At 60.3% G+C, this 19,855-nt stretch carries 16 protein-coding genes and 1 pseudogene; 5 read left to right on the top strand and 12 right to left on the bottom strand.

Annotated features, from left to right (window positions below; all coding sequences use genetic code 11):
• Positions 1-2,549: chemotaxis protein CheB (locus tag GSQ89_RS17910; RefSeq protein WP_174254890.1), on the bottom strand; the 2,549-nt coding region annotated here is incomplete at its 3' end.
• A 368-nt stretch (positions 2,550-2,917) separates the two neighbouring features.
• On the opposite strand from GSQ89_RS17910, the gene GSQ89_RS17905 reads away from it, so the two are divergent.
• Positions 2,918-3,316 carry a response regulator gene (locus GSQ89_RS17905; RefSeq protein WP_158927633.1) on the top strand — a complete coding sequence of 133 codons (399 nt, stop codon included), beginning with the start codon at positions 2,918-2,920 and terminating at the stop codon, positions 3,314-3,316.
• Between the two features lie 45 nt (positions 3,317-3,361).
• On the opposite strand, the gene GSQ89_RS17900 is transcribed toward GSQ89_RS17905, so the two are convergent.
• Positions 3,362-3,574, bottom strand: a complete 213-nt coding sequence (locus tag GSQ89_RS17900) for a hypothetical protein (RefSeq protein WP_158927631.1) — start codon at positions 3,572-3,574, stop codon at positions 3,362-3,364.
• Positions 3,575-4,334: 760 nt separating this feature from the next.
• Between GSQ89_RS17900 and GSQ89_RS17895 the strand changes: the two genes are divergently transcribed.
• Positions 4,335-4,781, top strand: a complete 447-nt coding sequence (locus tag GSQ89_RS17895; RefSeq protein WP_216856234.1) for a hypothetical protein — start codon at positions 4,335-4,337, stop codon at positions 4,779-4,781.
• Positions 4,782-4,979: 198 nt separating this feature from the next.
• Positions 4,980-5,507 carry a site-specific integrase gene (locus tag GSQ89_RS17890; RefSeq protein WP_158927627.1) on the top strand — a complete coding sequence of 176 codons (528 nt, stop codon included), beginning with the start codon at positions 4,980-4,982 and terminating at the stop codon, positions 5,505-5,507.
• Here the strand turns inward: GSQ89_RS17890 and GSQ89_RS17885 are convergent.
• Positions 5,499-7,166, bottom strand: a complete 1,668-nt coding sequence (locus GSQ89_RS17885; protein ID WP_371734268.1) for an ISL3 family transposase — start codon at positions 7,164-7,166, stop codon at positions 5,499-5,501. The two genes, GSQ89_RS17890 and GSQ89_RS17885, sit on opposite strands and share 9 nt — an antisense overlap.
• 761 nt (positions 7,167-7,927) lie before the next feature.
• Between GSQ89_RS17885 and GSQ89_RS17880 the strand changes: the two genes are divergently transcribed.
• The gene (locus GSQ89_RS17880) at positions 7,928-8,377 is read left to right on the top strand and encodes a pseudoazurin (protein WP_158927623.1); all 450 of its coding nucleotides are present in this window, start codon (positions 7,928-7,930) and stop codon (positions 8,375-8,377) included.
• A 44-nt stretch (positions 8,378-8,421) separates the two neighbouring features.
• Here GSQ89_RS17880 and GSQ89_RS17875 read toward each other — a convergent pair whose 3' ends face one another.
• The 8 genes and pseudogenes from GSQ89_RS17875 to GSQ89_RS39270 form a co-directional block, all read right to left on the bottom strand.
• A complete protein-coding gene (locus GSQ89_RS17875; protein WP_158927621.1) occupies positions 8,422-9,441 on the bottom strand; it encodes an FAD:protein FMN transferase in 1,020 nt (339 codons plus the stop codon).
• Positions 9,442-9,452: 11 nt separating this feature from the next.
• Positions 9,453-9,980, bottom strand: coding sequence for a nitrous oxide reductase accessory protein NosL (locus GSQ89_RS17870; protein ID WP_216856233.1), 528 nt, complete (start codon positions 9,978-9,980; stop codon positions 9,453-9,455).
• Positions 9,977-10,807 carry an ABC transporter permease gene (locus GSQ89_RS17865; RefSeq protein WP_158927619.1) on the bottom strand — a complete coding sequence of 277 codons (831 nt, stop codon included), beginning with the start codon at positions 10,805-10,807 and terminating at the stop codon, positions 9,977-9,979. Before GSQ89_RS17865 ends, GSQ89_RS17870 begins: the two co-directional genes overlap by 4 nt.
• Entirely contained in the window at positions 10,804-11,724 is a 921-nt protein-coding gene (locus GSQ89_RS17860) for an ABC transporter ATP-binding protein (protein WP_216856232.1), read from the bottom strand. The genes GSQ89_RS17865 and GSQ89_RS17860 overlap by 4 nt, the downstream gene beginning before the upstream one ends.
• Complete coding sequence (locus GSQ89_RS17855) at positions 11,721-13,028, bottom strand: nitrous oxide reductase family maturation protein NosD (RefSeq protein ID WP_158927617.1); 1,308 nt, start codon at positions 13,026-13,028, stop codon at positions 11,721-11,723. Before GSQ89_RS17855 ends, GSQ89_RS17860 begins: the two co-directional genes overlap by 4 nt.
• Complete coding sequence (gene nosZ, locus GSQ89_RS17850) at positions 13,025-14,992, bottom strand: TAT-dependent nitrous-oxide reductase (protein WP_158927615.1); 1,968 nt, start codon at positions 14,990-14,992, stop codon at positions 13,025-13,027. Before nosZ ends, GSQ89_RS17855 begins: the two co-directional genes overlap by 4 nt.
• A 498-nt stretch (positions 14,993-15,490) precedes the next feature.
• Positions 15,491-17,077, bottom strand: coding sequence for a NosR/NirI family protein (locus tag GSQ89_RS17845; protein WP_254073261.1), 1,587 nt, complete (start codon positions 17,075-17,077; stop codon positions 15,491-15,493).
• Positions 17,078-17,308: 231 nt separating this feature from the next.
• Positions 17,309-17,701, bottom strand: a pseudogene (locus GSQ89_RS39270) (regulatory protein NosR); the annotation flags it as partial.
• Between the two features lie 294 nt (positions 17,702-17,995).
• On the opposite strand from GSQ89_RS39270, the gene GSQ89_RS17840 reads away from it, so the two are divergent.
• Complete coding sequence (locus tag GSQ89_RS17840) at positions 17,996-18,928, top strand: ferritin family protein (protein ID WP_158927613.1); 933 nt, start codon at positions 17,996-17,998, stop codon at positions 18,926-18,928.
• 138 nt (positions 18,929-19,066) lie between these two features.
• On the opposite strand, the gene GSQ89_RS17835 is transcribed toward GSQ89_RS17840, so the two are convergent.
• Positions 19,067-19,855, bottom strand: a 789-nt coding sequence (locus tag GSQ89_RS17835) for an NnrS family protein (protein ID WP_158927754.1), incomplete at its 5' end; no start/stop codon positions are given.

Genomic DNA, 19,855 nt, shown 5'->3' with positions numbered 1-19,855 from the left:
CGTTCGGTGATGTCGGCAAAGGTGATGACGACCCCTTCCATGCTGTCGTCCTGCGTCCGGTATGGCAGGATACGGCGGATAAAGCAGAAGCCCGCCTGTGTTTCGATCTCCCGCTCCGTCGGCTCCAGGGTCCGCAGCACCAACCGGATATCGGCCAGCAGGTTGCCATCCTCGGCCAGCGAGTTCAAATCCGACAGCGGGCGTCCGATATCGCCGGGAAGGATGCTGAACAGCGCCTTCGTGGCCGGCGTGAAGAAGCGGATGTTCAGGTCTTTGTCGAGGAACAGTGTCGCGACATCGGTGCTGTAAAGGACGTTCTGCAAATCGTTGGAAGTCGTGCGTTGCCGTTCCAGCGTTTCCTGCAACTGGCTGTTCAGCGCGGTCAGTTCCTCGTTCAGCGATTGTAGTTCTTCTTTCGAGGTCAGCAATTCCTCATTGGTGGATTGATATTCCTCCTGCACGGATAACGCTTCTTCATTGATCGCCTTCTGTTCCTCACCCGAAATTTCCAGATTGTGGATGGCGCCCTGAAGTTCGGTTCGCGTCGCTTCCAATTCATGCTCCAGTTCTGTAACCCGCGGACCGTCCTGGGAGGCACCCGATCTGTCGCGGACCAGCTTGGCTTTCGGGTCGTTAACGAAACAGATCAGCAGCAGATCCTCGCCGTCGTTGCGTACTGGTTGCACGGCGATGCTGAACGTGCCGGCGTGACTGTCTTCGTTGATCCGGCCGCCGGCGATGACGATGCGGACGTTTTCCTGGCTGGCCTGCTGGATCGCCGAACGAAGCTTGGTCCGTACGCCTTGCCGAGCCATCGCCAGCAGATCGTGGGACGGGTGCCCAGGTACGACGCGCAGGAACCGGTCCGTCGGACCCAGGGAGAACAGGCATTCGTGCTTTCGGTTGATCAGTACGGCCGCCGGTGCGTATGTCTCCATCACCATGCGCCGGCACAGTTCCGCCAGAACCGCCTGGCGTGACGGGTGCGTCGGCTGGCCCGGCCGGGTCGGCGCGCGCATGCCGTCGCCTGGCCCCCGGATAAAACCGAATTCCCCGGGCCGGCTGCGTCCGATGTGCCGGTATATCCGGCTTGCCTTCGATATGACCTCGAACTTGCCGTCGTCAGCGCCGGTGGTTTCCGATGTTCCCAGTAGCAGGATGCCACCTTCGCTCAGGGCAAAATGGAACAGCGCCACGACCTTCGCCTGTGCCTCCGGGCGCAGGTAGATCAGTAGATTCCGGCACGAAACAAAATCGAGACGCGAGAACGGCGGATCGGCCAGTACATCCTGCACCGTGAATACCACGGCGGAACGAAGCTCTGGCGAAACCCGGTAACTGTGTTCTTCCTTCGAAAAGAAACGCGCGATCCGTTCGGCGGCAACGTCCGCTTTCATACTGGCGGGATAAAGGCCCTCTCGAGCGCTGGCTATGGCGTCGGGATCGACGTCGGAGGCGAAGACCTGGAGCTTGATGCCCAGATTGGCGGCGGAAATTTCTTCGCGGAACAGCATGGCGAGAGAGTACGTTTCTTCGCCCGTGCTGCATCCGGCGACCCAGATCCGCATCGGCTTGTCGGGTGCATGGCTGCGCACCAGATCCGGAATGATTTTCTTCGCCAGCAGATCGAAGACCGCTGGGTCACGGAAGAAGCCGGTGACGTTGATAAGCAAATCCTTGGCAAGCAGGTTGAGTTCGTTTGGGTCGTTTTGCAGGATTTTTATATACCGATCCGAATCCCGGATATCGACCGCTGCCATCACCATGCGCCGCTCGATCCGGCGCTGCAGCGTGCCCGGCTTGTAGAGCGTGAAATCGTGAGCTGTCCTGGCACGGAGAAGATCGATGATCGTTGGCAGCCAGTCGCTGGCGGTATCCTGATCGAATATGCCGTTCCCGCCGGGCACGCTTGCGTGCCGGTGGTCGCGCTGCGTGAGTGCCCCCGGAATGCGTTCCACCGGCAAAACAAGGTCCACGCCGCCGGTTGAGATGGCGTTTCGCGGCATTCCGCCATACTCGGCTTCGTCGGGGTCCTGCGCGACGACAAAGCCGCCTCTTGCCTTTATAGCCTGCAAGCCCAGGCTGCCATCGGTCCCGGTGCCCGACAGCACCACACACAGCGCCCATGCGCCCCGGTCGGCGGCCAATGAGTGCAGCAAAAAATCGAATGGAAGCCGCGCACCATGGCGCGCCTGGGGCTGTGAGAGGCGCAGCGTCCCGTCGATGACCGACAAATAGGTGCCCGGCGGGATGATGTAGAGATGATCGGGTTCGACCGGCATTCCCTCGGTTGCCTGGAGAACGGTCATCGGTGTGAAGCCGGCCAACAACTCGACCATCATGCTTTCGTGCGTTGGATCGAGATGCTGTACGAGGATAAAGGCCATGCCGTTATTGGCTGGCAGTGCGGCGAGAAATTTCCTGCATGCATCCAGCCCACCCGCCGAGGCGCCAATCCCGACGATTGGGAAATCAGCGATGCCAGGAGGCGGGTCGCGGGCGAGGGGGCGACGGCCCGATTTAGCCCGGTCCGGCTGGCTGTCTGGCATGATTGCTGTCTTTCGCGTGTTCCCGCAGCCGCTTGTAAGCCGAAAGATGTACCTTAGCACACTCTCGGTATCACGGCGAACCTTGTCTTTCACGATTCTGGCGCGGTGCGGGCTATGAGTACTTTCCGAGGCTATATCGACCGGCCGATCATCGGCTAAAGGCTCTGGTGTGACGCTATCGATTGGCCGTGCCGTGAAACCTTGGAGAGCGCAATGCTTTTGGAGAACCGATCGCGGCAGGCCGTGCCGGTGGAGCGAAGCCATCGGCCGAACAGGGGCGCCGGCGATGTCCAGGCGAAGCAATCGTCTGGACAGGCATGCGTTGAAAAGGACTTAGCGGTTGTCCGGCCGGCACGTGAGCAATCACGATGAGCGCGCTCAAGGTCCTGGTTGTCGAGGACGACGCGATGATCGGCTTGCTGCTAGCGGAAATGCTGGGTGATATGGGCTATGACGTCTGCCCGGTCGCCACCACCGAGGAAGATGCGGTCGCCGCGGCAGCCCGTTGCAGGCCCGGTCTGATGATCGTGGACGAGCAATTGCTGGAGGGGAGTGGTCTGTCAGCGGTAGACCGCATCCTTCGGACCCGAACCGTTCCCTGTGTCTTCACCAGCGGTGCGCCGATGCAACGGAAGCGGCCGGGCGCGACGACGTTGCAAAAACCGTTTCTTGAAGCCGACCTTATACGGGCGATCCAGCATGTGATTGGCGTCGCGGAGGCTCCGCTACCGCCATCGTCCAGCCCTGAACATGTTGTCCGGAGCTAGCATTTCCAGGCCGCCTAGGAATTGCCGTGGTGGACGAGGCGTATCCTACAGCTTTGCCGCGTCGATATAGACGCCGTAAACGATGCCTCTGTTCGTCATCTCACATCGTCGTGCTGCATAGGGGATCGGAAGCTGCATGGGCTTGGCATCCGCTCCGCTGATCTCCGGGGCGAACAACTTCAACACCATGTCGATAGTATCGATGCCGGCGATAAGCGTCTCGATCTCGGTCTGAGCGATCCTGAGGCGAGCGGCCAAGTCACGGCTCTCCTCCATCAGTCCAGCAACGGTGTTTGGCCTTTCCCAAATCACATATTGTAGCCTGTCGCCCGCCCCATCGCCACTGTAGTGGCTGGTGCCACATAATACTGGAGAACTCACATCGGCCGACGCGACGACGAGAGCAGCAGATGCAACGGTTCGAATCGTCCCGGCAAGCCAAGGACTTCGTCTCCGCCCGCTCTTCAATTTACAGCCACTTCCGTCCCCGTCGACATCCACGGGCAGCCGCCAGATCCGGACACAGGCCTTTAATGTCTGGTGCCAGGAAATGAGCACCCAAAACACCGTATAACCGGCTCGGTAAGATGATCCACACCGTTACGCCGTCCACCCTCAGATTAGCGTGATAATGCCCTCGGATGGCAGAGGCCGGGAAGGCGCGGAGGATCATTCTGTCGCCGGTCGTCTGGCGGAAGCTGGCGCAGAAGGAGCAGCGAGCGCTGCGTAGGTAGAAGTACCACCTTGGCATAAGGAGGCCGATTCAATTAATCGAATTGTCTATGGAATGGCATGTCCAATGTCGAATTGCTGGATTTGAGCAGGTCACCACGCACCCGACGCCAGCGACGGCCATTGAAGCCGCGCGTCGCGTGATACACGAGGGGGGCAGCGTAATCGGGATCGGGGTTGGGCCGCTTGAAGAGTCGCTACAGTGGGAAGCGAGCGCACGCGCTTACGCGATTTGGATCAGGGGGAAGCAGCCCCCGTCAACCATACCCAGTGGTGCTGTGCGGTCATGATGAGACTCTCGCTTTTCCGGTCAGTCAATGATCCAAGAGAGTACGGCTTCACCGCCGATGCTGCCGGCAACAATCTGCCAGGGGAGTATGCGCCCTGGGAACATTTCGATGATGCGGCTCTAGCGGTCGACGGCATATTGGCACCCCTAATCTCGTCCGAGCATGTAGCTCAGGCGGTGCAGCGCGACGGCTTCTATATCATGCGGATTGCCGCAGTTGCCGACGGTGCGAAGACTTACATATTCACATCCGAAACGCACACGGCGGTGAGCGGCTTTACCTCCGACCCCGCCGGGAACAACCTTCCGGCGGATTATGCCCCATGGCGACCAATGGGCGGCAGGCGTGTAAAGCCAATAGCTCGCAAAACTGACGCAATCGCTGAGGTTGTCAAGCGAGACGGCTTTTTCCTGCTGAGCGGCAAGACCACGAGAAACCGGTGATGTCCAAAGGCCCCGATGCCCCGCAACCAGTAGTTGGACTAACCCGCTACGCGGGACTCTTGTGATATAGACTATCGTTTTCCAATATCGTGGGATCCGTTTGCGGCAACTGTCCGGCGCTCCCCTGGCCTAACGACTCAACTGAGAGACGATGCGGCGGCGCCATGTGGCGCTGTTTATCTCACAGAGGAGTTGGTCATGACCCCACTTCGCCAACGCATGATCGAGGACATGCAGATTCGGAACCTCGCGCCTCGGACTCAGGTCTGCTACGTCGAACAGGTCGACAGGTTCGCTCGTCATTTTCACAGGTCGCCGGAACTTCTCGGGACGGCCGAGATCCGGGCTTGGCAGATTTTCCTGGCCCGTGACAAGCGCCTGGCGGCCAGTTCGATCTCGGTCGCGGTGGCGGCGCTTCGGTTCCTCTATACCGTCACCCTGCGGCGGGCATGGAACATCAAGGACGATATCCCCACCTGCCGGCAGCCGCACCAGCTTCCCGAAGTGCTGAGCCCGGCGGAGGTCGCCACTTTCCTGGACGCGATGAAAAGCCTGAAGCAGCGCGTGATCCTGACAGTCTGCTACGCGGCGGGGTTGCGCGTTTCCGAGGCGGTCCGATTGAGACCAGCGGCAATCGACAGCCGGCGCATGGTCATTCGTGTGGAGGCGGGCAAAGGGCGCAAAGATCGTGGCTCTGCTTCACTCTCTGTGGAATCTTTAGTTTAACGGCATCATTCTGGCGCGAAGCAACTCAACACTCGCGCGACCGTACATGGCCCGCTTCAGCGTCTTCAATCGATTGATCTGGCCTTCGACTTGGCCATTGCTCCAGGGTTCAAGGATGGCGTTCCGAACCGCGTCGATATCCTGGCGCAATTTTCTGACGAAACTTCGTATGGCGTGAAGCCCGCAATGTCGCGCGTCGCGCAACCATACGTCCAGCTTTCCGATGTCGCTGCCTCGAAGCAGTCCGGCGAACCGCATCGCCAGTCCGCGCATCGTGGCGAACTCCGCTGACGTCGCCTTGAGCAAATCAACATTGACGATTTGCCGGGGCGTCATCTCGCCGCGCGGCTTGACACAAAGCGCTGCCGCAGTAAGCGACGAGATCCGCCGACCGGTCATCGGGTCCTGGGCCGCCATCTGCGGCGGTATTCTAGCCTCCGTCTGGAGCTGGCAAGAAGGGTCGGCAGGCATCGTGGTGATCGCCATTCGCCATGGCGCAAGAAAGCGCGCCAGATGACTATGGGATCCGGTGTAGCCGCGCTGGCTGATTTCCGCCAACAGCACCTTCACCGCAGTGACACCTTCCGCCCAGCGCGCCTCCAGATACGCGCCATAATATGCCGGCGTGCACGGCTTCGGCGCCATAGCGTTTCGGGCGGGAAGCTCAATCAGGCGGACCCACCGCTGAACGCGCCGCAGACCGAGTCCCAGCTGCTTGGCAATATCCTTGATCGTCACATCAGCGTCGTACAAGGCCCTGATCTGGTCGAACAGGACCTGGCGATCAGCATCGCGGCCTTGCCGCGTTAAAGCCTGCCGCTCGGCCTCTGACACGCGGGGCTGGTCACCGGTGAGCGTCACCGTCGGGTCGACGTCGTCGTTCGCGAGCGAAGGTGGCCCTCGCCGGATCGGCGGACCCAACCCTCCCAGCTGTCGCTCGACGGCTTCCCGAAAGTTCAGGAGCAGGTGAAACCGATCCGCGATTTGGCGTGCCTGTGGCGCTCCCTGCCGTGCACCATCGGCGTAGAGTCCGGCCCGGTCCCGGCTGACTATTTCGACCTCTGGGTGCCCGCGGAGCCACTCGGCGATCGAATCCGCCGAGCGATCCGCCAACACGTCGACCACCTGCCGCCGCTCGAGATCCACGATCATCGTCCCGTAGGTCGTGCCCTTCTTCCAGGCCCAATCATCGATTCCAGCCACTCGCAGCGTCGCTGACCCGCCAGAGGCGCCGCACTTCACATGTCGCAATATGGTGGTGTGGCCGAGCGCCATGCCCAGGCGGGCCAGCAGCCGTTCGGCCGGGCGCCCACCGACGGCATGACCGAACAGCCGTACGATGCCGGCCATGCGCGTGGTGCGTCGTGCCCGCGGGGTTGCGAGATCCGGTCGACGCTCGGCGAAAGTGCGACGTTCACACTGATCATTCCGGCAAAGCCATCGGGACACTCGGGCGCGGATCAAGACCGCCGTCCCTTGTGCCGGCAAGTCCTGAAGAGATCGGATATACGACCCATGCCGGGATTTCGACCGCGTCCCGCAGATCGGACAGTCTGCGTCACCATGGCTGTCCACAGAGACCGTCCACCCGCGACCGCCGCGCTCTACAAGCGAGACACTCTGCTTTGCCACGGGCGCCCACAATGCTGATGTTTCCATCCTTCCTGATGCCGTCTCGCGACGGCACGTGCAACATCGCCCGGGTTCCACAGCGAGTGAAGCAGAGCCGATTTAGATGCTGTGCGACATTAGGCGGGTCTGTCTGATCTTGTCGACGACAATTGGCCTTGATGTGGATCAAGGGGAGCGGAAGCGAGTGCAGGCGGGTAGGTCTGACAGGCTGTTAAGAAGTCTTCTGTTTGATCGGATTTTCCCAGTTTCTGGCTTGATGTAGGTAACAGCCGGCCGATTTCGAGGCGGTTCTCATTGTATGCTGGGGTTCAAATCTTTCGGGTCAGCCTCCGTAACGCTTGCCGGGGTCGACTCATGCACATGATCCGGAAAGGACAGTTACGAATGACAGGCGAAATTTGCCCGGCACGCTCCTGGGCATGTGCTTTGGCGAATGGTCGGGACATTCCTATCTTTGGAGTGTGGCGCCGAGATGCCCCAAGCGCGGCGTCGTACGGACGTGTATGCACTGAGGGCGGACAAAGATCTTGCAACTTGTTCTATCGCAAGGACAGCCAGCGGAGCCGGTCGCATATTGCTCGCGATGAAGGAAGCGAAGCGTGGAGTGCTGATTTTCGCCTGCGTCGGGGTGGGACCACCGAGGAAGTCATATCCGGACCACCAACAGAGTTGACGCTTGAGACCAATCGAAATGGAGCTCGGTTTTCTGGGAAGACCGGTGCGGACGTCAAGGAAGAGTCCCGACGAGCACAGTGCCCGGCGTGTATAAACGAACATGGAGTTTTGAGATGCGTTTGACCCAACAATTGATTATGGCCGCTGCCATCGCTGTATCAGGAGCGGCTGCGGCAAATGCAGCTGATTTCACTGTCAATACATTGAACATGACCCCACACGGCATGTTTCAGTTTGATCCGGCGTTGCTCAAGATTCAGCCGGGTGACACGGTGCATTTCATTGCAAAGGATAAAGGCCATGACGTTCGGTCAATCGACGGAATGATTCCGGATGGCGCGGAAGCCTTCAAGGGTGAGATGAACAAGGATCTTACCATTACCCTGACCAAGCCCGGCGTCTATGGCGCGGAATGTACGCCCCACTATGGCATGGGGATGGTCGCCCTGATCGTCGTTGGCGACCCGTCGGTCAACCTTGCGAAAGCAGAAGCCGTTCCGCAGCCAGGGAAGGCGAAGCCGGCATTCGCGAAGCTGTTCGCGGCAGCCACCGCACCTAAATGATGGTGCGAAAAGAATGCGGACCGCACCCGCGGCCCGCACTCTTTTCAGGCCGTACCCAATTCCGTGCGCTGTCCATCCGGCTTGACCAGATAGAGACGCAGACCCAGTTGCGACACGATCGGCTGCATCATCTCGATAGGCAGAAGCGAAAAAGCCGTGGACAAAGCATCCGCGGTTGCCGCCGTGCCTGCTACCACCGAAACGGAGGCATAGCGCCAGCTCGTGCCGCCCGTGGCAGGGTTGAAGATGTGGTTAAAGCGCCCCGCCGGGTCGAGCAGCGTGCCATATCCGCCGGAGGTGGCGACGGCTCGATTGTCGATTGTGATCCTCTGCGTCACATGGCCAGGCGCTGCCGGGTCCTCAAGCCCGACGATCCAGGGACTGCCGTCCGGGCGGCTGCCGATCGCGCGGGTTTCGCCCATGTCCACCAGTGACCGGTCTATGCCTTCCTCGCGCAGCAAGTCGACGATACAATCGGTGATATAGCCCTGGGCGATACCATTCAGCGTAATCGCCATGCGTGGGTGCACGAATCGGATCCGTCGCGTGTCCACCTCCACAGCGGCATGACCGACCCGTTGCAGCGCCGCTTCAATCGCCGCATGAGACGGCCCGTTCGGGTCCGGGTTCACCCCAGTGAAATGCTCGGCATATAAATCCCACAGCGGCTGCACGGTCGCATCGAACGCCCCCGCCGTCAGTTGGCTGAACTGCTCGCTCTGTCCGAGCAGCATCACCAGTTCGGCCGGAGGATCATCCAAAACCCCAACCCGATTGAGGCGGCTGATCGCCGACTGATCGTCATAGAGGCTGAACACCCGTTCCAGCCGGGAAACTTCCACGATCGCCCGGGCGATAAGGCGGTGCGCCACCTGCGCATCCGGATGATGCAACTGGATCATGGCATCCGCGCCCAGGGCCGCCCCGCGCCAGACATGGAGATGTTCGTCGGCATCATCCGCCGCGCGTTCCTCGGCATGCCCATGAACTGCCGGTAGCGCAAACCCGGGAGCGGCGGCCAGAATTCGAATAAATCGACGGCGCGCGAGTTTGGTGGCTGTCACGATCGTGCCTTTCAGGATTTCCCCGGTGCAGTGCCGCCGTCGGCATTTGGTAGAATATAGTCCGTCGGCATCTCTTTGAAGCGAACCATGCGCCCGCCATTCTGCCCGATAAATGCCCGGGCGGCGGCGGTGTCGCTGAACGGCACTGCCTCGTCCTCATCCATGCCGCCGTGTCTGCGGCTGTCAATGACGAAGAAGGCCTTGTGCGCTTCGACCCAAACGCCTGGCTCGGGGTGGTCCCAGTTGCGTGCATGGCCCATGTCGTTGACATAAATCGCGACGATGGCTCGCGGCTCTTCCGGCAGCAGCGTGAAGGCAAACATGTCATGGACGGATGCAAACCAATAGGGCGCGACGCGATCCTTGACGAAGATCTGAGCTTTCGGGCCGTTATGTTCCTGTAGCGACATGCCGCAGAACTCGGCGACCTGTCCCTGCCCAAACTCCTGCGCTGGCGGCGCTTTATCGGACGACGAATCATGAAGGCACGCCGTCGTCGCGAGCACCGACAGAAGGACGAGCCACCGGAGCCACATCATATTTGCCTCCGCGCGAAGATCAGGCCCGCGGCCGAGAGCGGCACCACGATCCAGGCAACGAGCGCGATGACCAGCGTGGCTCCGCCAAACATCACCTGTGCCGACAACCCCGCCATGCCGGACAGCGTGCTGATATTGGAGAATCCAGTAAGGTTGAGCAGCCGGAAGATATCCGCGGGATTGGCGAGCAGCATTACGCTCAGCACGGTTGGCGTGATGCTCTTGCCCTGATCGGCAATGAGCAGACCAAGCAATGCCATATCGTAGAGCACGACAAAGAAAAGCCAGACACCGATGGCAACGCCCGCGGCCGTTCGCGGGTCCCACACCACTACGCTAATGACATAGCCGAGCGCGATGAACGTCGCTCCGAGCAACACGCTGCTCCCTAGCATCATCACGAAAGATGCGGCGGCGCCTTGCTCGGCAGCACCGTTGGCGATGCCCACGGCCACACCGGCCGCGCCGTAACCGAGAATGGTTGCGAGCGTAAGGATACAGACATGGCCGATGAATTTGCCCGCAAGAATCTGCCAGCGCGTCACAGGGTAAGATAGCAACAGCAGCATGGTGCCACGATCCACCTCCCCAGCGATCGCGTCATATGAAATCAGCAGTGCAATCAGCGGTACTAGGAAAATCGTCAGGCTGGACAAACTTACAACGGTGACTGACAGAGCACTGGCCCCCACCGTCCCGGTGGGCGCACTTCCGAGCAGGGCCAAGGTCAAGGACAGCGCCGCCATCAGCAATGTTGTGCCGACGACACGGCGGTTGCGAATGCCGTCGCGAAATTCACGGCCAGCCATGATCAGAACGGGTCTCATTCCGCGGCCGTCCGTCGCAGAATATCGACATAGACATCATCAAGCGATGGTGGCGCGATTTCGATGCCAGCGAGCGGAACAGACGCGTTCAGCAGGCACCGCAGGACATCAAGGCTGCGCGCGTTGGAGCACAGGATCTCCACGGTCCGTTCATCAATATCCCGGCATTCGGCCATGCCTGCCAGAAGCGCCGGATGAAGCCGCACGCCCGTCGCCAGACCGACCCTGATGCGTGTCGGAAATCCCGATAGGCGGCGCAAATCAGACAGCGTCCCGTCGGCGACCTTGCGACCGTGGTCCAGCATGATCACGCGGTCCACCTGATGCTCGATCTCGGCCAGCACGTGGGTGGATAGCAACACGGTCGTGCCTCTCTGGCCCAACTCAGTGACGATCTCGTAGAAACTCTGGCGCGATTCGGGGTCGAGACCGGTCGTCGGTTCGTCCAGCAGCAGGACGCGCGGTTCTCCAATCAGTGCCTGTGCCAAACCCAGGCGTTGTCGCATGCCCTTGGAGTAGGTGCGAACCGAACGGCCCGCCGCTTCGGCGATGCCGACGCGCTCCAGAAGTGCTCGATTGCGTGAAACCGGCTGGTGCTTCAGCCGCGAATAGAAAGAAAGCACTTCCGCACCGGTCATCGATGGCGGGAACACCACGTTCTCCGGCAGGAAGCCCATCGCCATCCGCACGGCCGCGAAGCCACGATGAGCAGGCTCGACCCCCAATACTTCGATATGTCCCTCGGTCGGCCGGATCACGCCAAGCATCAGCTTGATCAACGTACTCTTGCCCGCACCATTATGACCCACCAGGGCGACACGCTCGGCCTCGTGCAGTTCAAGATTCAGCCCGGCGACAGCATGCAGGGGGCCATACTGCTTTGAGACGCTGCTGAGCCTTACCGATGCGCTCATCATGGACCAAGTCTCGCTGCTAGGACGGGACGTGGCGAAGGGTCGCGATAATGCGCGGCGGGCACGTAGGGCGGCCGCATCAGCGGCGCACTGTCGATCACGCCGCCCGGATGTAGGTTCGGAAAGGCCGACTGCGCCCAGCGGACGAGTTGTACGGCTGGGCTGTTCAGCAGCAGCTTTGCCGCCGGATAGCGCCAGACCACCTGGTCTACCAAATCATTCGGATGATAGGCGGTATCGGCGATGCCATCGCCATTTAGATCGAACGCCGGATTGTCGCTCCAGTAATTGCCCCGGCCGTGCTCCGACCAGTCCAGATCGCGGGTGCCTACATACATAACCTGGGTTTTGTTGCCCACGAAGGCATTCCCGGTCATGACATTGCCTTCCGACCCGGCGGTGAAGTGAATGCCGATGCGGCACCCCTCGAACCAGTTACCAACGAAACGATTCTTGTTGGCGTTATAAATGAAGACACACTGGTCCCCGCCATGCAGCACCGCGTTGCCCTCGATCAGCGATCCGTTGGCGAAGTTGAAGAGCATGCCGTGGTCGCGATCGCCGTCGGAGATATTGTTGCGCACCGTCAGGTGTGGGGAATACATGATGACGAAACCAGCGTGATTGCCGACCGAGACATTGTCGCTTATCTCACTGTCCTGCGTGTACATGTAATGGACCGCAAAGCGGACGCCATGTATCCGGTTGCCGCGAAAGACGTTGTTGCGGCTGGCGTTGGTGAAAATACCGTCGCGCCCACCGGTAATATCGTTGTCGATGATCTGCGCGCCCGGCGCGTTCCAGACATAGATGCCGTTGCCGCTGTCGTTCAGGTTCCGCGCGGCCCATCCCGCGATCCGATTCGCCCGTACGATCGCTCCTGACGCACCATGCACCCAGACCCCCACGAGGTTGTCCGTGAGTTCGTTGTCTTCCACCACCGCGTCGGTGGCAACCTGGCTCAGAAATACGCCGGCATCCATCTGGGCCAAGCTTCGCCCGGAATTCCGTATGCTCAGATGCCTGATGCTGACATTCGGTGCCGCTATCTCGATTGTGCTTGCCTGACTGTGACCGTCGATGATGGCGCCGGGGTTACCTTCGAGTGACAATGCACGGTCAATCACCACCGGACCGTCATGCACCCCGGATTCGAGTATCAGAACATCGCCTGCCGCCGCCGCTGCCACCGCTGTCCGGATATGATCACCCGCCGGTACGTCGATCCTCGCCGCGTATGCTGACGCGGTGAGGACAACGCAACAAACGGCGCACGTGGCGGGGACCAATCCCAGCCGATACCTCATACTTTGCGCGGTGCAACGAGAAGGCGCCCCGCCATCTCCATGTGCAGCGCATGGCAGAACCACTGGCAATAATACCAATGCACGCCCGGCCGATCCGCGATGAAGGTAACGGATGACGTCTCCTGGGGCGAGATTTCCATCATCACGCCGTAGCGGACGATCGTGAACCCGTGCGTCAGATCCTCCACTTCGTCCAGGTTGGTAATGGTGATCGTTACCTCATCGCCCTGGTTTACCTCGATCTTTTCGAGGCTATAAGCGGGCGCAACCGAGGTCATATAGACCCGCACCTTGTTTCCATCGCGAATGATGTTGGCCGCTTCCTCGAGTTTGACGTTATCCTTCGCAGCTTGTCGGCGCGCATCTTCCCACATCGGGTCATCGCGCTTCCAGATCGCCATCGGCTGCACCTTGGAACGATGCACAATGCAAATATCGTGCGGCTCCGCAAAGCTCGGGCCATCATGCACGAGCTTCATTTGGTCGCTGGAAATATCGATCAATTGGTCGTTTTCGGGATGCAATGGACCCACCGACAGGAAGCGGTCCTTGGAAAACTTATTCAGTGATATCAGCCACTTCCCGTCGGCTTCCTTGGTTTCTCCCATGGAGGAATGATTGTGCCCCGGCTGGTAATGAACATCGATCTTCTGCAGGATCGGGTCGATCTTCTCACCTTTGAAGGCACGCCGTGCCTTATCGATATTCCACTTCACCACCTGACTGTCGATAAACGTCGTGGTGAAGGCGTTGCCCTTGCCATCGAACGCGGTGTGCAACGGACCCAGGCCGACTTCTGGCTCCGCCACCACGACATCGCGTGGCTTGATCTTGTCGTCAAACAGATCGTCGAACAGGCGTACGTCCAACACCGTCGCGGTTGGCGAGAGCTTGCCGGCGACGACGACGTGAATGCCGTCCGGCGCGGTATTTATGCCATGCGGATTGTTGGAAATAGGCACATAACGCGTGTAGCGTGAGCCGTGACGACCGTCGACGACCGGCACGCCGGCCATCGTCTTGTAGTCGCCACTCTTGACCGCATCCTCAATCCGCTTGAGATTGAAGATGACCGCCCAATCTTGTTCTGCCGAAGTCATGTCGGCGAGGTTGAAGCCCTTCTCCGAATTGTAGCAGGTGGAAAACGAATACTTGCCCTGATAGTCCGCGTCCGTATTGTCCAGGTTACCATCCACCAGCACTTGCCAGGCCACTTTCATGGTATCGCCATCAATCGCGGTATAGACGGACCAGTATTTGGTCTTGTCGTCGTTCAGTACGGACCCATCGTTTGGGATCGGGATAATGTGCTCACTGTTGGCGAAGACATAGCCGGTGCGGGGAAATTTCTGCGGCCTCAAACCGTGGATGTCGGATGCGTTCGGAATCTCGATGATTTTGTCACACTTCATGACATCGCAACGAACCCGAGCGACCCGGCAGTTGGCTTTGTCGTTGACGAATATATAGCGCCCGTCATACGTGCCGTCCGTAAAGGACATGTGAGGATGGTGCGCGTCGCCGTTCACGAAGCTGCCACCGCGTGTTTCCAGGAATTTGCGCGTTTCCGGCAACAATCCCTCGGTCAGAATCTTGCGGCTCTCGTTGGTCAGGCCCCAGCCGGTCGCACTGTCGCGATTGAACACCGGGATGCGCATGAACTCGCGCATCGAAGGGATGCCCATGATGCGCACCTCTCCCGTCTGGCCGCTGCTGTTGAAGCCGTAATATTCGTCGAGATCACCCGGCTTTACCTCGATGCTCTGAGCGGCGGCGCGCGATTGGGCCATCGCAGCGCGCGATAGTGCCAAAAATCCACCTACGCCGGCGCCGGCAAATCCGGCGATCGTCGCGGTTCCTGCAAGCAAGCCTCGCCTCCGTACGCTGCTTGCCTGAGTGTCCTTGGCCTCATCAGAATCCTGGACCGGACGGGGCACGGGGCGGTGTGGTTCTTCGGATGACATGATCAGGTCCTCTCTGTGGTGCACGCGGCAATGGATTTTTAGTCGAGGCAGCAGCGTGTCCAGGCTATGCCCGTGAAAACGTTAAGTGTCCGACTCTCCGTGGGAGGCAGGCTTCATGCCTCACAATCGGCTTTGCAGTGTCCAAAGAGCATCGATGCCCGACGGCTCCGCCTTTCGCCTTCGGCCGGGACGCGAACTCACCCGCCAGGCTGTTGGCCAGCGTCGGACTCCTCTTTATGCTTCGCGATTGAAGGCACGGAATCGGGTAGACAAATAGGGCCGGAAACTACTCAGTTCGGCGGCAAATCCGGCAGTCCGGCGATGACCGACACGGCGGCTCAGAATCCGTCCGATAGGCAGGAATGAACACCGCCTCAAAATCACAAGTGGGCCAATAGGACACAAAAATCTTCCTCTCGCGACGCTGGGTCTCAAGAGTTGCGATACGGGGTAACCTGCCTGGTGTCTTTGCGCTGGATCAAATAGCGCAGTTTTGGGCTAGCGCGTCGGGACGGGTAAAGGTGGTTTGCTATTTGGCGCCACCTTTCCGGCCGGTGGTGGCGGACTGCCGATCACCGCCGTACGGCGCTCGCTCTTCAGCCGGCGCTGGATCATGACCGGGCAGCGATGGTCGTCATGATACAGTTCCTGACAGTGGAGGCACTGGATGCATTCGTTCGGATTGATATGACCCTCGGGATGGATGGCCTGCACCGGACATTCGTTGGCACAGCGTTGGCACGGACTGCCGCATTCGCGGTAGCGCCGCAGCCAGTCGAACATGCGCAGCTTGGCGGGAATCGCCAGCGCAGCGCCCAGTGGACACAGATAGCGGCAGAAGAAACGCTCGACGAACAGACCGGCGGACAGCAGCACAACCGCATACAGCACGAACGGCCATTCCCGCATAAAATGCAAGATAATCACTGTCTTGAATGGCTCAACCTCTGCGACTTCCTCGCTCAGCGACAGATAGTACAATGACAGGCCGAATATAATCAGGAAGATAATGTACTTGATCGGCCACAAGCGCTGGTGAATGCCGAACGGCACGGTAAGCTGCGGAATCCGAAGCCTTTTGGCAACCGCACTCAAGAGTTCCTGTAATGCCCCGAAAGGACATAGCCAACCGCAATAGGCCCCGCGGCCCCAGAACAGCAGGGCAGCGGCGACCGAGAACCAGAGGATGAAAATAAGTGGGTCCATCAGGAAATAATCCCACCGGAAATCCGTACGCAATGCATTGGCGAAGGCAAGGATATTCACCACCGACAATTGTGCGTCGGCATACCAGCCGATCCACAGTAGGGTGAAGGTGAGGAATGCCAGCCGCAGACGGTGATAGAGTACAGGCCTCCGGACCAATATATCCTGGAAAAAGAAGATCGCGGTCAATGCCAGCAGAGCCACCGATAGAACGAGAACCTGGCCGATCTTCACCTGCCAGATACGAATCCATAGTGGCTCCCCTGGGACTGCCGAGAACATCATCCGCCACGTAAGCGTTGGCGCGCCGGTTTCTGTATTTGCCACCGCCGCTGGCACTGGCGACGGTAAGGCCGCTGCCGGTTTCTCTACGATCACATACTTGGAGGGTAGTGTATAAGTGACGTCGAATGTCAGAAACGCCTTGTCGCGGGCGCCGATCTCGCGTTGGGCCAGCAGAATCAGGCGCCAAGGGGCGGTGGGATCGAACTTTTCGCCTGGGGGAATGGTGAACAAGCCAATTTCTGGAAAGCCGGGGGCTCCGTCCGCGGCAATATCCCCGATCCGCTGATGGTCTCGGTCGTGGAAGCGGATGATGTTGTCGCCCTGCACCAACTGAATGCGATCGAAAATGCCGCCACGCACATATCCCGACCCTTTGAAGGAATACCGGCCGCTGCCGGCGATCAGGATGGTCTGCTGACCGGGCTGAATGCGGTCTTTAAGCCGCTGAAACCCAGCCTCGCCCAGCAGGCTTCGGCCAATGCCGGGTACGCTTGCTTCCGCGACATACAGGTCGATGAAATCGTCACTGTCCGGGCCTTCTTCCGGATGCTGCGCGGCAAGCGGATTAGCGGATTTCGCGAAGGCCGCGTTCACATCCGCTATGGTCAGCAGCAGCCGTCGTACCGAACCGTCGCCCAGCAGCGCCCGCCAAGCCTCGACCGGCACGTTGGCTGTGTCCAGCCGCTTTACGGTCGCGGCTGGCGCGAGCATCGCCTGCGGGGTTCCCAGACCTCGCGACTGAGCAACCAGGATCGCCGATCGAGTAATGCTATCGCCGATCACCATCGTGGTAACCGTGGCGCCGCTGATAATATCCACCGGCAGGCCATTCAACGCTGTCTCTGGCGATTTGCCGATGTCCAGGCCAACGTAGCCGTGTATGAAGGCCGTCAGTTTGGCTGCGGGAATACCGATGAGCACGATGGGTTCATGGTGTTCGACCAGTTTCGCGCCGACAATACGGCCGTTGATGTTGATTCCCACCAGTATGCGGATCGGCTTGCCGGAATAACCGGTTGAGCTGACGACATCGGAATTCAGGTAGACAAATCCCACGGCCTGATCGCCCCGATACGCAGCGGCGGCAGGCGGATTGCCTTCTACGGGGCCAACCTTGTCAGCACCCGGGAACACATCGGAAAGTTGTGTTTGTTTCAGAAAATCGCCGAGATGGATGCCCGACTGCGCCCGTGCCGATAGCGGCCCAAGCAGCAGCATCGCGATCAGAATCGAAAAAACAAGGATCGCACGAACCACCGAACGGCACGGGAAAGTGGTGGATCCAAAGGTCACCAAGTTGTTACACGTTTGGGCAGGCTATTTGCTCCAAGTGGTATTGCCGCGAAGATTCGCGCTGCTGAACACATCCATAGAACGGTCTGGTGCGCAGGCCCAGATTCCGGGCCATGGCATCGACGTAGATAGGGTTGGCAAGGCACGTGCGAAATGCCTCGTTCGCAGCTAAACTGCAAATACGCCGGATGGCGGAAGAGACAGCCAATGCTACCTCCAATGAAGACCGCACTACCAGGAGTAGTCTCCTCGGCCGAACAACTGATCGCGATCGCTCACGCGATGGAGCGTGAAGCTGCCCGCCGCTACCGCGAACTGGCGGTGCGCATGCGCATACAAAGCGAAGACGTGCTTGCCACGCTGTTTATCTTTCTGGCGGAAATCGAGGACAAGCATGCAATGGAGGTTGAAGCGCGCGCGGAGGGGATCACGGGCCACCCGCCAGACCTGACCAGCATGCCTTGGGACGTGCCCGAGAACTTCGACGAAGAGGAAGCGCGTAGCGCTGGGCTCTCCCCCTATCGCGCATTGGCCATCGCTGTGCGCAACGAGGAACGCGCCTTCGTCTTTTATACCTATGTAGCCGCATCAGCAGCGACCCCCATGCTGGCACGTCTCGCCGAGCAATTCGCTGTCGATGAACTAGGGCATGCCGGTCTATTGCGGCGCGAACGGCGCAAAGCGTGGCGGCGACAGACACCCGCATTGCCTCCCCCAACCGACACACGGCCCGAATCCGTCGACGAATTGCTGGCGCTGGCGATACCGATGGAGCGTGCAGCCGCTGCGGCGCATCGTGCGCTGGCCTTACGCCTGGCGACGCGGCAGGAACCCGAGGTGGCGGCGTTGTTCGATCATGCCGCTGATGAGGAAGGCGATCTCAGCGGCGCGCTCGCGGTGCGGTTGCCATCTGTCAATGCGTCGCCGCCGCAGAGCATGCGCGCCGGGTCTGTGCGCGACGGGCTCAGGATTTTGGAAGACGCGTTCGAGCGCTATACGGATATCGCGGAGAAGGCGATCGACGAAGCGACTTTGTTGGAGGCCCAGGCGCTGGCCCAGCATGCGCTCCGCCGGCTGGCCTATGTTCACGGCACGCTGGCGCGGCGCGCGAGTTCTGGCGCTCCGGTGTCCCCGGAGGACATCGGCGCGTGATATTGTAGCCATCTCGGAGCACGTCCCCTGACCGCGATTGCAGGAACAAGATCGCGCCCTCGATCCCGACCAGGAAGGTAATGCCGAAGCAGAGCGAAATGTCGCACCGCGTCCGCGACAACCGGATGTGCGATGCTCTTACCGGGCGCGGCGCGGCAAAAGCAGCATCGGGCCGTAGCTGAGCGCGAAGCCTGCGAAAGCGGCGATCCAGAGACCGGCCGAAATGATGAGAAGCGGCATGATCCAAATCGCGGCGAACGCGGCCGCGACACGCATGATTGCCGCAAGGGTGACAAGACCGTAGATCAGAATGGTGCGACGATCGGCTGAAAGCGCGCGCCCGACGTGGCCACGGGTGGCTCGTGTCATCACCGCAAGTATCATCGTGCCGATTGCCCCCGCCGTCAGCGTGTGGATGGCCGCATTGAGCGGCACATCGGCGCCCACCAGGGCCGCGCCGAGCAAAGCGACACCAAGCACGAGCCAGGCATAGCCAACGTGGAGAATCAGGAGCAGAGGCTCCGCGGCGGTCGCAAATCCGCGCCAACGCAGCAGGCGCCAGAGATTGATCGCCGCGCCAAGCAGAAGCAGCAGGCCGACTGGCCAGAACGCCGGCAGGAATGCCCAGCCAATGAGGCCCGCATGCAGGATACCAAGCGCAAGTTTGTCGACCCAGCCATGGCTGCCCGGCAATTTCGACCCAGGGCGCTTTGCCAGCCAATTGCGCGTGAAGCTCGGCACGATCCGGCCCGCCATCACCGAGATCAGCACGATGACTGTGGTCAGCCCCAGCCGCCACCCCAGCCCAGATGGCACGGCGACGCCATCGGCCTCCAAGTGCATCAGCAGATTGGCGATCCCGAGAACACCCACCGGCACCACCATTGGCAGATTGCGCCAGTTCCGCCCGACAAGGATTTCCCGCGC

It is taken from the genome of Acidisphaera sp. S103 (assembly GCF_009765975.1).
Classification (GTDB): domain Bacteria; phylum Pseudomonadota; class Alphaproteobacteria; order Acetobacterales; family Acetobacteraceae; genus Rhodopila.
The sequence above is the reverse complement of the archived record's forward strand: the minus strand, read 5'-3'. Positions and strand labels throughout refer to the sequence as shown.